Raw genomic sequence first — 11,699 nt, 5'->3', positions numbered from 1 at the left:
TCGAAATGATTCAATTCAGGACCGGAATTCGAGCATTTCTTGACCTGAACCTTCTGGATGGTTGAAATGGCGGAGGAATTGTCGCGCCACCGGGCGCCCTTGACCTGCCCGAAGCAAGCGGAGAGGCCCATGGCCACCGAGACCATCCGGGTGTCGGCAGTGATTCCTGCCAGCCCCTACCGAATCTACCAGGCCTGGCTCAACGGTCTGGAACATGGCGCCATGACCGGCGAGAAGGCTTCCTGCGAGCCCTGGCCCGGGGGGCGGCACACCGCCTGGGGAGGGTACATCTGGGGGATCAACCAGGACCTGGACCCCAGCCGGCGGATCCTCCAGTCCTGGCGCTCGACCGACTTCCCCTCCGGCGCGGACGACTCGACGATCGAGGTCCTCTTCGAGCCCGCCGAGGGCGGGACCCGGGTGGTGATCGAGCACACCAACGTCCCCAGGGGTCTCGGCAAGCGCTACGAGCAGGGCTGGCGAGACTTCTACCTGGCGCCGATGCGGGCCTACTTCGCCACCGGCGCTCCGCGGACCCGCGTCGCCGCCGAGGCTGCCCGCAAGACGAGCCAGGCCCGGGCGAAGCGCGCCAAGCAGCGCTCCCAGGCCGAGCGGATGGCGGGTGGCCGGAAGCGGAACAAGCCCTCGAAGGCCGAAGCCGCGAAGAAGGTCGCGAAGAAGGCGGCCAAGCCGGCGGCCAAGAAGGTGGCGAAGAAGACCACCAAGAAGGTCGCCAAGAAGAAGATCGTCAAGAAGGCGGCCAAGAAGACCGCCAAGAAGGCGACGAAGAAGACGGCCGCCAAGAAGGCGGTCAAGAAGGCCGCCGCCAAGAAGAAGGCGGCCAGGAAGAAGTAGGCCGCGGCCTAGCTGTCGCCGCCCGCCTCGCTCATCCGCTTCAGCTCGTCGAAGCCCGGCAGGCTGTCGAGGTCCGGCACCAGCACGATCTCGATGCGGCGGTTGAGGCCGCGGTCCTCCTTCGTCTCGTTGGAGGCCGTGGGCTTGTACTCGCCGAAGCTCGCCGCCGAGACCCGCTGCGGGGGCAGGCCGCCGTCGATCATCGCCTTGACCACGTTGGTGGCCCGGGCCGACGCGAGCTCCCAGTTGGAGTTGAACTTGGCGGTGCGGATCGGGACGTCGTCGGTGTGGCCCTCGATCTGGAAGCGGCGGCCCTCCATGGCGGCCAGGAGGCCGGCGACCTCCACGATGGCGTCCTTGCCCTCCTGGGAGAGGGCGGCGGAGCCGGAGGTGAAGAGCACGTCGGTGGCCATGGCCACGACCATCCGGCCGTCGACCATCTTCACCTTGAGCTTTCCGGTGTCGATGAGGGGCTTGAAGCGATCGAGGAGGCTGCGGAACTCGGCGATCCGCGCCTCGGCGGCGGCCTTACGGGCCTTCAGATCCGCCAGCGCCTCCTTCATCTCCTCGATGGAGCCCTTGAGCTTCGACTTGTCCCGCACGGTCTCGGCCAGCTGCTCCTGCAGGCCGGCGCGCTCCTGCTCGAGGGTGACGCGATCGGCCTCGGCCTTGGTGAGGCGGCGGCCGAGCTCCTCGATGCGGCGGTTGAGCTGGTCGACCTTCTGCCGCTCACCGGCCAGGGCCTGCTCGGCGTCGACGATCCGGGCGTCGCGGTCGTCGATCTGGGTCTGCATCGCCCGGGTGGTGGCGTCGAGCTGCGCCTGGAGGGCGTCGTACTTCTTCTGGCTCACGCAGCCGGTCGCGAGGATGCCCGCCACCACGATGGTTCCCATGAAACGCTTCATCACTACGCCCCCTTTTGAATCGGAGTGAGCTGTGGGTACTGCGTTGGCACCGAAGCGGTAGCGCGGTGCGGAGGGGCGGTCAAGGACCGCCGAGACTTCGGTCATCGGTCTTCGGTCATCGGTCCGTCCTGGCGGGTCATACGATTGGAAGCCGGAGAGCGACCACTGAAAACGGACGAGGGAGGACCGCGCCGTTGTATCCGGAGCGCCCCTTCGGTCAGAGTGAGCCCATGGGGAGCGAGAAGCGGGGCCTCTGGGTCCGACTCACGACACCCTGGGGCACCCCACCTCCCGAGCGCTACGACTGGCGCGAGCGCATCTTCTGGCTGGTCGTCGCCGTGAGCTACTACCTCTTCGGCTGGTTCGTGGTGGGCAAGCTGGTGGCCTGGCGCGGGGTCTTCTACGACCTCTCCCTCCCCATCGATCACCGGATCCCGCTCTGGGTCGGCTTCTCCTGGGGCTACGCCTCGATCTTCGGCCTCATCGCCCTCATCATCCTCCTGGTCCGGGATCGAGAGATCTTCCTGAAGGCGGCGCGGGGCTTCCTGATCCAGTCCTCGATCGCCTTCGTCGTCTTCATCCTGGTGCCGGTGAGGATGGTCGGCCGGCCCGACGAGCTCGCCGGGAGGATGGAGGGGGTGAGCGCGGCGCTCACGGCCTTCTTCTACTCGGTGGACCCGCCGCTGAACCTCTTCCCCTCGATGCACCTCTGCCTCGGGGTCTTCTCCGGCCTGGTCCTCATCGAGGACCGGCCCGCCCTGCGCTGGCCGGTCTACGCCGTGATCCTCTGGATCGCCCTCTCGGTCCTCTTCGTGCGTCAGCACTACCTCCTCGACGCGGTGGCCGGGACGGCCATGGCGCTCTTCTTCCGCTGGTGGCTCTACCGGCGGCCGGCCAGGCGGGCGGCGAGCGCCTCGAGGTGAGCGGGGGTGGTGCCGCAGCACCCCCCCACGATGCTCGCCCCCGCCTCGACCCAGCGCTGCGCCACCCGGGCGAAGGTGGCGGGGTCCAGGGGCGGCCCCGCGTGCCCCTCCTGGACCGCCCCCGCGTTCGGGTAGACCCCCCAGGGGAGCCCGAACTCACCCAGGAGCGGGTAGACCGCCTCGACCACCGCCAGCGGAACGCAGTTGAGCAGCAGCGCGTCGGCGCCGGTGAGGTTGGCGTTGTCGAAGGCGTCCACGAGATCGTCGAAGTCGAGCAGGTCGCCCGAGGGGCCCGCGCTGAAGGAGAGCCAGACCGGCAGGCCGGTGCTCGCCGCGGCCCGGGCGGCGCTGTGCCCCTCGCCCACGTGGGTGAAGGTCTCGCAGAGTAGGAGGTCCACCCCCGCGTCGGCGAGCACCCCCGCCAGGGCGCGGTGCTCGGGGCCGGGATCCGGAGGGGAGAGATCGGGGCGCCAGCAGTCCTCGAGGGGCGCGATGGAGCCCGCCACCCGTACCTCGTGGTCCACGCTCGCGGCGGCCTCCCGGGCGAGCTCCACCGCGCGGTGGGCGACCTCCTCCCAGCCCTCACCGAGGGCTCGGAAGGTCGTGCGGAAGGTGCAGGCGGTGAGCACCTCGGCCCCGGCGCGGGCGTAGGCGAGGTGGAGCTCACGCACCGCCTGCGGGTGGTGGAGGACGGCGTGCGCGCTCCAGTCGGGGGCCGGCAGCGCGAGGCCGGAGGCCTCGAGGGCGGTGCCCATGGCGCCGTCGAGGAGGATCAGCTCCCGGTCGTCGAAGCGCGGCATCGCTTCCGATGCTACCGGTTTTCCCGGGTGGGTGTGTGGCGGTGCCGGCCGGCGGCAAGGCGGCTATGCTGGGGACAGGTCATGACCTTCTCCCGCAGCCAGCAAGAGGCCCTCCTCGCCAGCGCCCGCGCCGCCATCGAGGCCGAGCTGGATCAGCGCGCGCTCACGCCGCCGAGCGAGGCGGAGCGCGAGCGGCTCTCCGAGCGCTGCGGGGTCTTCGTGACGGTGCGCAACTCGGGGCGCCTGCGGGGCTGCCGGGGCATCCTCGATGCCCATGGCCCCCTGTGGGAGATCGTTCCGGAGATCGCTCGCCTCTCCGCCTTCGACGACCCCCGCTTCGCGCCCTATCGTCCCGACGAGCTCGAGGGCCTCGAGCTCGACATCTCCCTCCTCCACGGCCGGCGCGTGGTGGAGGAGCCGGATCGTCCGGGCGCCATCGTCCTCGGGAGGGATGGCCTCCTCCTCACCCACCACGGGCACCGGGGCTTCCTGCTGCCTCAGGTCGCCACCGAGCACGGCTACGACCTGCCGACCTTCCTCGATCGCCTCTGCAACAAGGCCGGCCTGCCCGACGGCGCCTGGAGGGATCCCGGCGCTCGCATCGAGGCCTTCGAGGTGGAACACTTCGACGGCTAGGGAGGGTCCCTGGCCTCGAAGAAGAACGACCCCGGCTCCGCCTCCGATCCCTACCGTGGAATTCATCAAGCCGTTCCTGGCGTCGATCACCGCCACCGACGATCCTGCTCCGGAGATCGTCGAGATGCGGGAGAAGCTGCTCGCGCTCTTGCTGCTGAGCTTCACGATCCTGTCTGCCGCTCCGGTCGGCCTCGGCAGCTACCTGTCGCTCCGGAACGATCAGCCCGTCTTCGCCCTGGCCTATCCCGTGCTCTACGCCATGGTCTTCCTCGCCGCTGTGCTGGGCCGGCGGCTCTCCTTCCGGGTCCGCGCCAACGCCCTCCTCGTCTTCGGGGTGGGGATCGGCGTCACCGATCTCTTCCGGGTGGGCCTGGGGGGGGTCGGGGTGGCGGCCCTCACCGCCTTCTCGGTGATCGCCGCCATCCTCTACGGTGTCAGGGCGGGCCTCGCGGTCCTGGCGCTCTCCATCGTCAGCGTGATCGTGGCAGGCGCGGCGCTGCTGACGGGCCTCGTCCAGCCCGAGAGCGAGGCGCTCCTGACCACCTACTCCCCGGTGGCGTGGATCACCGCGGCCATGATCATCACCCTCTTCGCCCTCGTGCTGATCCTCGCCCCCGAGACCTTCCGTCGCCGTCTGCAGCTCTCTCTCCGGGAGGAGGAGCGCAAGACGGAGGACCTCACCCGCACCGTCGGGAAGCTCCGGCAGGAGGTGGAGGCCCGCATCGTGGCCGAGGCGGCCCTCGGAGAGAGCGAGCGGCGCTTCCGGCAGCTCGCCGAGCTCCTCCCCGAGACCGTCTTCGAGACGGATCTGGAGGCGCGGCTCACCTTCGTGAACCGGGCCTGCGTCGAGGTCTTCGGCTACACCGAGGCCGAGCTGACCTCGGGGATGACGGCCATCGACATGCTCGTCCGCGACGACGTCGAGCGCGCCGCGAGCGGGATGGTGCGGGTGATGAGGGGCGAGGACCTGGGCCTGCGGGAGTACACCGCGCGCCACAAGAGCGGCGCCGAGATCCCGATCCTCCTGCGCTCCGCCCCGGTCCACCGCGGCGGCGAGCTGATCGGCCTGCGGGGCATCGTCATCGACATCAGCGAGAAGCGGCGGGTCGAGAAGCACCTCGCTCAGGCACAGAAGATGGAAGCGGTGGGTACTCTGGCCGGGGGGATGGCCCATGACTTCAACAACCTGTTGATGGGGATCCAGGGGAGGGTCTCGCTCCTGCACGCCCGGAAGGACGTCCCGGAGGGGGCCCTCACCCACCTCTCGGTCATCGAGGAGCACATCGAGAGCGCCGCGGGCCTCACCCGCCAGCTCCTGGGGCTGGCGCGGGGTGGCAAGTACCAGCCGGCCGTCACGGATCTCAACCAGCTCGTCCAGCGGTCGCTCGAGTTGTTCGCCCGCACCCACAAGTCCCTCACCCCGGTCCTCGATCTCCAGGAGGACCTCTGGAGCGCCCGGGTGGACCGGCACCAGCTCGAGCAGGTCCTCCTCAACCTGCTGCTCAACGGCTGGCAGGCCATGCCCGAGGGAGGGGAGCTCGCCGTCCGGACCCGGAACCTCGAGCTCGACGCGGATCACGCGGCCGCCATGGACCTCGGGGCTGGCGTCTACGTCTGCATCGCCGTCGTGGATACGGGGGTGGGCATGACCGAGGAGGTCCGCCGCCGGATCTTCGAGCCCTTCTTCACGACCCGGGAACAGGAGCGCGGCACGGGCCTCGGCCTCGCCTCCGCCTACGGGATCGTCCGCAACCACGGTGGCGCCGTGGAGGTGGAGAGCGCGCCGGGAGAGGGCTCGACCTTCCGGGTCCTGGTCCCGGCCGAGCCGGAGGAGGAGCCGGTGCAGCGCAAGGAGGTGGCGGAAGAGCTCCCGGGGGGCAGCGAGACCATCCTCGTCATCGACGACGAGGCGTTGATCCTGAGCTCCATCCAGCCGCTCCTCGAGATGCTCGGCTACCGGACCCTCACCGCCAGCAGCGGTCGCGCGGCCCTCGAGCTGCTCGAGGCGGACCCGGCCCGCGTGGACCTCATCATCCTCGACATGGTCATGCCGGGGCTCGACGGTCCGGCGACCTTCGAGCGGATCCGGCAGATCCCCTGTGAGGCGAGGGTCCTGCTCTCCAGTGGCTACAGCGTCGAGCAGTCGACCGCAGCCCTGATGGAGCAGGGCTGCGCTTTCCTGCAGAAGCCCTACCGGATCGAGGAGCTCGCCCGGAAGCTCCGCGAGCAGCTCGATCAGTCGCCGGCGTTGAGCCAGGCCTCGTAGGCCTCGAAGCCGTAGTCGCGGCCGAGGAAGTCGCGGACCATCACCGCCGCGTCCTTCGAGCCGCCCGGCGCGAGCACGAGCTTGCGGTAGCGCGCGGCGACCTCGGGGTTGGTGATGCCCTCCTTCTGGAAGACGCTGAAGAGGTCCTTCGAGATCACCAGCGACCACATGTAGGTGTAGTAGATCGCCGAGTAGCCGTAGAGGTGGCCGAAGCTGGTCTGGAAGTAGGTGTCCTCGACGTAGGCGAAGGGGCTGTAGCGGGCCTGCAGCTCCTTGAGCAGGGCCGTCGTGTCGATGGTGGCGGGATCGGCCTCGTAGAAGTTCAGGGAGACCGAGGCGTAGAACATCTGGTGCGCCGTGAAGGTCCCCTTCCCGAAGTCGCGGGCCCGGCGCATGGCCTTCACCAGCTCGTCGGGGATCGGCTCGCCCTTGGCGTTGGTGGCGAAGGTCTTCAGGGTGCTGGCGTCCCAGGCCCACTCCTCGAGGATCTGGGAGGGCGCCTCGACGAAGTCCCACTCCGTGCGGAAGCCCGAGACCTCGACCCACCGGTGATCACCCCCGAAGAGGTGATGGATGAGGTGGCCGAATTCGTGGAAGAAGGTCTGCACCTGGTCGTGCTCCATCGGCCCCTCGGCGGGGAAGTTGCACACGAGGGTGGCCATGGGCTCCTGGCGATCGACGATGCCGGTGACCATCGGGAAGGCGGCGGCGTGCTTGTACTTGTCCTCGCGGGGGTGCATGTCGAGGAAGAAGCGGCCGATGACCTGGCCGCCATCCAGCAGCTCGTAGGCCTCGACGCTCTCGTGCCAGGTCTCGGCCTCGACCTTGCGGATCTCGACGCCGAAGAGGCGGCCGGTCATGGCGAAGATGCCGTCGCGCACCTTGGCGTAGGTGAAGTACTCCCGGACCTTCTGGGAGTCGAAGGCGTACTTCTCCTTCTTCAGGAGCTCCTCGAGGTAGCCCTTCTGCCAGTCGCCCACCTCCTTGGCCTCGGGTAGCTCCTTCTGGAGGCGCGCCAGCAGCTCGGCGTAGTCGCGGTCCGCGCGGGCCTTCGAGGCCTTCGCGATCTTCTCGATGAAGTCGCGAGCCGCCGCGTTGCTCTTGATCATCTTGTCTTCGGTGACGTAGGCGGCCCAGCTCTCGTAGCCCAGCAGGGTGGCGAGCTCGTGGCGCTTCTTCAGCAGTTGCCCGAGCACCTCCAGGTTCTGGGGGTGACCGCGCTGCTTGAAGACCCGGTAGAGCTCGAGCCGGGCGGCGTCGTCCTTCGCGTAGGTGAGGAAGGGGATGTAGTCGGGGTAGTCGGTGGTGATGATGATCTTGCCCGCCTCGTTCGGGGCGTGGGCGTCGATGTAGTCCTGGGGCAGGCCGGCCAGCCGCTCGACCGAGTCGAGCTCGATCTTCTGGACGTCCTCGCGGATGTTCTTGCCGAAGGCCTGGCCGATGGTGACCAGCTCCTCCTGGAGGGCGGTGACCTTCTTGCGGGTGGCCTCGTCCTTGTCGACGCCGGAGCGGCGGAAGTCCCGCAGCAGGTGATCGACCAGGCGCCGGGTGACCTCGTCCTCCTGGCTGACGTCGAGCGCCGAGACCGCGTCGAAGAGGGGCCGCGAGAGACCCAGGGCGGTGACCAGCTTCTCGAACTCCTGCTCGCAGCGGTCGGCGACCTCGCGGAAGGAGGCGTCCGGGTGGACCTCGCGCATCAGCGAGGCCGTGTTCGCGCCCCGGTCCAGGCCGATCCAGATCTCGTTGAGGGGCTCCAGCACCGAGTCGACGGTCTTCTCGCCCTCGAGAGCCTCGAGCGCGGCGATCTGCTCCTTCGTGGTCTTCAGCAGGGCGTCGCACTCGGCCTCATAGGCCTTCGCCGCCTCGCTGCGGGGCGTATTCGCCTCGTCCTTCGCCGGCTGGGTCTCGCCCTCGCTCTTCGTCATCTTCTCCACCGCCTCGCTCGGCGCCTCACCGGTCCTGGGGGTGCAGGCCGCCGCCGCGGCCACCATCGTCGTCAGGAAGATCCATCGATTCACGCCGGTCTCCATTGCTCAAGAAAAGAGGGTTCGAGAAGCGGGCGCAGACAAGGCCATGGCGTGGCGCTTGTCAAGCGGCGCCCCGCGAGGGGGTAGGTTCAGCGCAGCGCGCCGCTGGCGGGCCCCCGGCCCACGAAGCGGACCGGCGCCTCCAGGGTGCGCTCCAGCCAGGCGAGGTAGGCCGCCTCGCCGCGGGCGCGGATCGGCGCGAGGCGCGCGGTCGCGCTCGCCAGCGCGCGGCCCAGCGCCGCCTGGGCCTCGAGGTCCTCGCCCGGGGCGGGCGGGGGCGCGAGGGGGCGGTCGAGGCCCTCGTGCTCTTCCACCTGCTGCCAGGCCGGCAGCGCGCCGAGGCGATCGAGGTGGGTGAGGGCGAGGCCGTCGATCCCGCCGTTCGCGGCGATGGCGTAACGAACCAGGGGCGGGTCGAGCCAGCCCCGGCGGAAGGAACCCTGCCAGCCGGGCCCGCCGTTGTGGGGCTCGGGCAGGAGGGAGGCGAGCTCGGGGGCCTCGGAGGGGAAGGGGCCCGGGCCGTGGCGGGTGGCGTAGATCCGCAGGACGCCGAGGCGAAGGGGGAGCTGGGGCAGCGCCCGGGCGGCGAGCCAGCCCTCGGCCCCCTCGCTGGTGCAGCGGCTCCAGGTGGTGTGGGGATGGAAGCCGGCCCGCTCGTCGAGGAGGACGCCCTGGGCCCCCTCGAAGACGAGCGGCCCCTCGCCGAAGGTGGCGTCGTCGAGGGCCTCGTCCTCCTCGAGGTGGATCGCCTCGAGGACCGGAGCGATCAGCTCGCGCCAGCGAAGCACGACCTCGGGGTCGCGCAGGAGCGCGAGCTCCTCCTCGCAGCGCGGGTCAGAGAGGTCGAGGGCGAGCGCCTCCGCCGCCCGGAGACACCGGTGGCGGATCCGCTCGAGCCGCTCGCCCGGATCGGCGTCCCGCAGGTCGCCGGCGCGCAGCACGTCACCCGGGTGGTCGAGGGCGTCGCGCACCGTCTCGCCGACGCCGACCCCGCAGGTGCCGTGGGGCGAGGCGCCGCGGGCGAGCTCGCGCAGGCGCCCGAGGGCCTGGTGGAAGGGGGTCGTGACCCGGCAGGTGGAGGCGAGGTGCAGGCGCGACAGCGCGTCCTCGACGCCTACCTCCCGCAGGTGCGCGGCCTCGAAGCGCACCGCGCCGGGGTGGAAGACCACCGGCGGGGCCAGGTAGGTGCGCACGCCGGGCACGAAGGTGCCGGCGCCGAGCTGGGAGAAGGTGTGGTGCCGCCCCTGCGGGCTGACGACGTTGTGGCCAGCCTGCGCGCCGCCGTTGAAGCGGATCACCCAGCGCGCGCCCTCGTGTCGCACGAGGTGATCGGTGACCGCGCCCTTGCCCGCGTCGCCGAAGCCGAGGTCGACGACCATCCACGCCCGGGAGGCCACGGCGCCCTAGTCGTCCGGCAGGCGGTAGGGCGAGGCGCCCATCGCCACCCCGGGGACGGGGACGCCCGGGTCGATCGAGGGCGAGGGGCAGCCGTCCCGCCCCAGCGAGGCGGCGAAGGGCATCAGCGCCCGCGCGATGCGGTTCACCCGCTCCCGCGGCTCCCCGTCCTCGGCGAGGCCGGCGGCGATCTGATCGAGGTCGCGCAGCCCGCGGTCGAGGGCGATCAGGCTGGCGGCGGCGAGGCAGGTGTCGTCCGGGTGCTCGAGGCAGACGACCCGGTCGCCCAGCAGGTCGCGCCACTCGCGCTCGCAAGCCGAGCGGCGGGCCAGATCCGGGATGAGGAAGAAGGGCTCGAAGAGGTGCTGCACCTCCTCGACCACCGCGGCTGTCGGGAAGTCGGTGTCGATCTCGTGCCCCAGCACCGAGAGGACGATCTGGCGGGCGAGGCGCGGGTAGGGCTTCTCGTCGCCGGTGAGGAAGAGGTAGCCCCGCTGCCCGCGCTTGAGGTGGCAGTCCATCGCGACGTGGCGGGCGGCGAAGAAGAGGGCGAGCTCGTAGGACTCGCGATCGCCGCGGCCGCCCCCCGACTCCAGCCAGCAGGAGGTCAGCCACTGATCCATCAGCTCGGCGGTGGACTCGAACTGACCGATCTGCAGCGGTGCGCGATCGCCGGTGGCGTCGCCCACGCCCAGGAAGAGCACCTGGGGGTGGTCGATCCCCAGGGCGATCACGCGCTGGAGGAAGCCCGGGAGGTCGCGGGTCGCGAGCTTCTGGGGGATGGCGCCCATCGAGCCGGTGACGTCGAGGGCGAAGACGATGCCGAGGGACTCGGGGTGCTCGGGGGAGTCCCGGCTCTCTCGCAGGGTGATGCCCTGCGGATCCATCAGCGGGTGGCAGGCGCGCTGCTGGAAGACCTCCTGGGCGGGCTTCGCCTGGCGGGTGAGGGTGAGGGCCCGGTGGGCCTCGTAGCTGTAGGCGCCGTAGCCCATCGCCGCGCTACCGGCCCCGCTCGCTGCTCTCGGCCCAGGGCTTCAGGGCGCCGGCGATGGCGCCCGCGCGGGCCTTCGAGGTGCCGGCCGCCACGAGGCGCGCCTGGAGCTCGGAGAGATCGGAGACAGTGCCCTCGCCGAGGGCGACCAGGCCGGCGGCGGCCCCGCAGGTGTCGTCGGGGCTCTCGAGCACGATCGTGCGGTCGCCCAGGTAGCGCCGCCAGAAGTCGGCGATGCGCGAGCCCCGGCTCCGGTCGGGGATGAGGAAGAAGGGCTCGTAGGTCTTCTTCAGATCCTCCACCACCGCCTCGAGGGGCTGGTCCTGGATGCTGGTGCCGAGGAAGCGCTCGACCACCGCGGCGGAGAGGGTCTCGCTGGTGGGCTCGTCGCCGGTGATGAAGAAGTAGCCCTTCTTCTGACGCCGCTCCCAGCAGTCCATCGCCGTGTGGTGGGCGGCGAAGTGCATGGCGAGCTCGTAGAGCTCGTTGCCGCCTCCCTTGAGGGAGCAGCGGGTGAGCCACTGGTCCATCAGCTCGGCGGTCGTCTCGAACTGCCCCACCTGCAGCGGGCGGCCGTCCCCCTGCAGGTCGGTGAAAGCCATGAAGAGGACCTGGGGGTCGGCCACCCGGCAGTCCTCGAGGAGCTTCATGAAGCCCGGCAGCTGCTCGCAGGCGATGCTGACCGGGATCTGGGCCATCGAGCCGCTGATGTCGAGGGCGAAGACGATGCCCAGGGAGTCGGGGTGCGCCTCGCTGTCCCGCGACTCGCGGAAGCGGACGCCCTTGGGGTCCATCGCGGGGTGCATGACGGTCTGGGTGAAGACGGCGTCGGCCGAGAGCCCCTGGCGGGAGCGGGTGAGCGCCTGGTGCGCGTCATAGCTATAGGAGCCGTAGCCCATCG

General features: G+C 70.5%; 10 protein-coding genes. 4 read left to right on the top strand and 6 right to left on the bottom strand.

Going from position 1 to position 11,699, the window contains the following annotated elements; genetic code table 11:
- The first annotated feature begins 129 nt into the window (after nt 1-129).
- Entirely contained in the window at nt 130-855 is a 726-nt protein-coding gene (locus P1V51_09435; protein ID MDF1563255.1) for an SRPBCC domain-containing protein, read from the top strand.
- Between the two features lie 8 nt (nt 856-863).
- Here the strand turns inward: P1V51_09435 and P1V51_09430 are convergent, their stop codons facing one another.
- Nucleotides 864-1,760 carry an OmpA family protein gene (locus tag P1V51_09430; protein MDF1563254.1) on the bottom strand — a complete coding sequence of 299 codons (897 nt, stop codon included), beginning with the start codon at nt 1,758-1,760 and terminating at the stop codon, nt 864-866.
- Between the two features lie 230 nt (nt 1,761-1,990).
- Between P1V51_09430 and P1V51_09425 the strand changes: the two genes are divergently transcribed.
- The gene (locus P1V51_09425) at nt 1,991-2,683 is read left to right on the top strand and encodes a phosphatase PAP2 family protein (protein MDF1563253.1); all 693 of its coding nucleotides are present in this window, start codon (nt 1,991-1,993) and stop codon (nt 2,681-2,683) included.
- On the opposite strand, the gene P1V51_09420 is transcribed toward P1V51_09425, so the two are convergent.
- Complete coding sequence (locus P1V51_09420) at nt 2,641-3,483, bottom strand: homocysteine S-methyltransferase family protein (GenBank protein MDF1563252.1); 843 nt, start codon at nt 3,481-3,483, stop codon at nt 2,641-2,643. The genes P1V51_09425 and P1V51_09420 overlap by 43 nt on opposite strands.
- Nucleotides 3,484-3,564: 81 nt before the next feature.
- Between P1V51_09420 and amrA the strand changes: the two genes are divergently transcribed.
- Together amrA and P1V51_09410 are read left to right on the top strand one after the other, a co-directional pair.
- Nucleotides 3,565-4,119, top strand: coding sequence for an AmmeMemoRadiSam system protein A (gene amrA / locus P1V51_09415; GenBank protein MDF1563251.1), 555 nt, complete (start codon nt 3,565-3,567; stop codon nt 4,117-4,119).
- 55 nt (nt 4,120-4,174) lie between these two features.
- Nucleotides 4,175-6,385 carry an ATP-binding protein gene (locus P1V51_09410; protein ID MDF1563250.1) on the top strand — a complete coding sequence of 737 codons (2,211 nt, stop codon included), beginning with the start codon at nt 4,175-4,177 and terminating at the stop codon, nt 6,383-6,385.
- Here the strand turns inward: P1V51_09410 and P1V51_09405 are convergent.
- The 4 genes from P1V51_09405 to P1V51_09390 all read right to left on the bottom strand — a co-directional run bounded on the left by P1V51_09405 (nt 6,355) and on the right by P1V51_09390 (nt 11,697).
- Entirely contained in the window at nt 6,355-8,403 is a 2,049-nt protein-coding gene (locus tag P1V51_09405) for a Zn-dependent oligopeptidase (protein MDF1563249.1), read from the bottom strand. The two genes, P1V51_09410 and P1V51_09405, sit on opposite strands and share 31 nt — an antisense overlap.
- Nucleotides 8,404-8,501: 98 nt before the next feature.
- Nucleotides 8,502-9,809: an adenylosuccinate synthetase gene (locus P1V51_09400; GenBank protein ID MDF1563248.1), complete on the bottom strand. Its 1,308-nt coding sequence runs from the start codon at nt 9,807-9,809 to the stop codon at nt 8,502-8,504.
- A gap of 6 nt (nt 9,810-9,815) precedes the next feature.
- Nucleotides 9,816-10,799, bottom strand: coding sequence for a VWA domain-containing protein (locus tag P1V51_09395; protein ID MDF1563247.1), 984 nt, complete (start codon nt 10,797-10,799; stop codon nt 9,816-9,818).
- 7 nt (nt 10,800-10,806) lie between these two features.
- A complete protein-coding gene (locus P1V51_09390) occupies nt 10,807-11,697 on the bottom strand; it encodes a VWA domain-containing protein (GenBank protein MDF1563246.1) in 891 nt (296 codons plus the stop codon).
- Nucleotides 11,698-11,699: the final 2 nt, after the last annotated feature.

The organism is Deltaproteobacteria bacterium (assembly GCA_029210625.1).
Taxonomy (GTDB): Bacteria; Myxococcota; Myxococcia; order SLRQ01; family SLRQ01; genus JARGFU01.
Note: the sequence above shows the minus strand (reverse complement) of the source record. Positions and strands in the feature narration are given on the sequence as shown.

Coding starts and splice junctions, on each gene's coding strand:
- P1V51_09435 (MDF1563255.1), top strand. CDS start 130: ATGGCCACCGAGACCATCCGGGTGTCGGCAGTGATTCCTGCCAGCCCC.
- P1V51_09430 (MDF1563254.1), bottom strand. CDS start 1,760: ATGAAGCGTTTCATGGGAACCATCGTGGTGGCGGGCATCCTCGCGACC.
- P1V51_09425 (MDF1563253.1), top strand. CDS start 1,991: ATGGGGAGCGAGAAGCGGGGCCTCTGGGTCCGACTCACGACACCCTGG.
- P1V51_09420 (MDF1563252.1), bottom strand. CDS start 3,483: ATGCCGCGCTTCGACGACCGGGAGCTGATCCTCCTCGACGGCGCCATG.
- amrA (MDF1563251.1), top strand. CDS start 3,565: ATGACCTTCTCCCGCAGCCAGCAAGAGGCCCTCCTCGCCAGCGCCCGC.
- P1V51_09395 (MDF1563247.1), bottom strand. CDS start 10,799: ATGGGCTACGGCGCCTACAGCTACGAGGCCCACCGGGCCCTCACCCTC.
- P1V51_09390 (MDF1563246.1), bottom strand. CDS start 11,697: ATGGGCTACGGCTCCTATAGCTATGACGCGCACCAGGCGCTCACCCGC.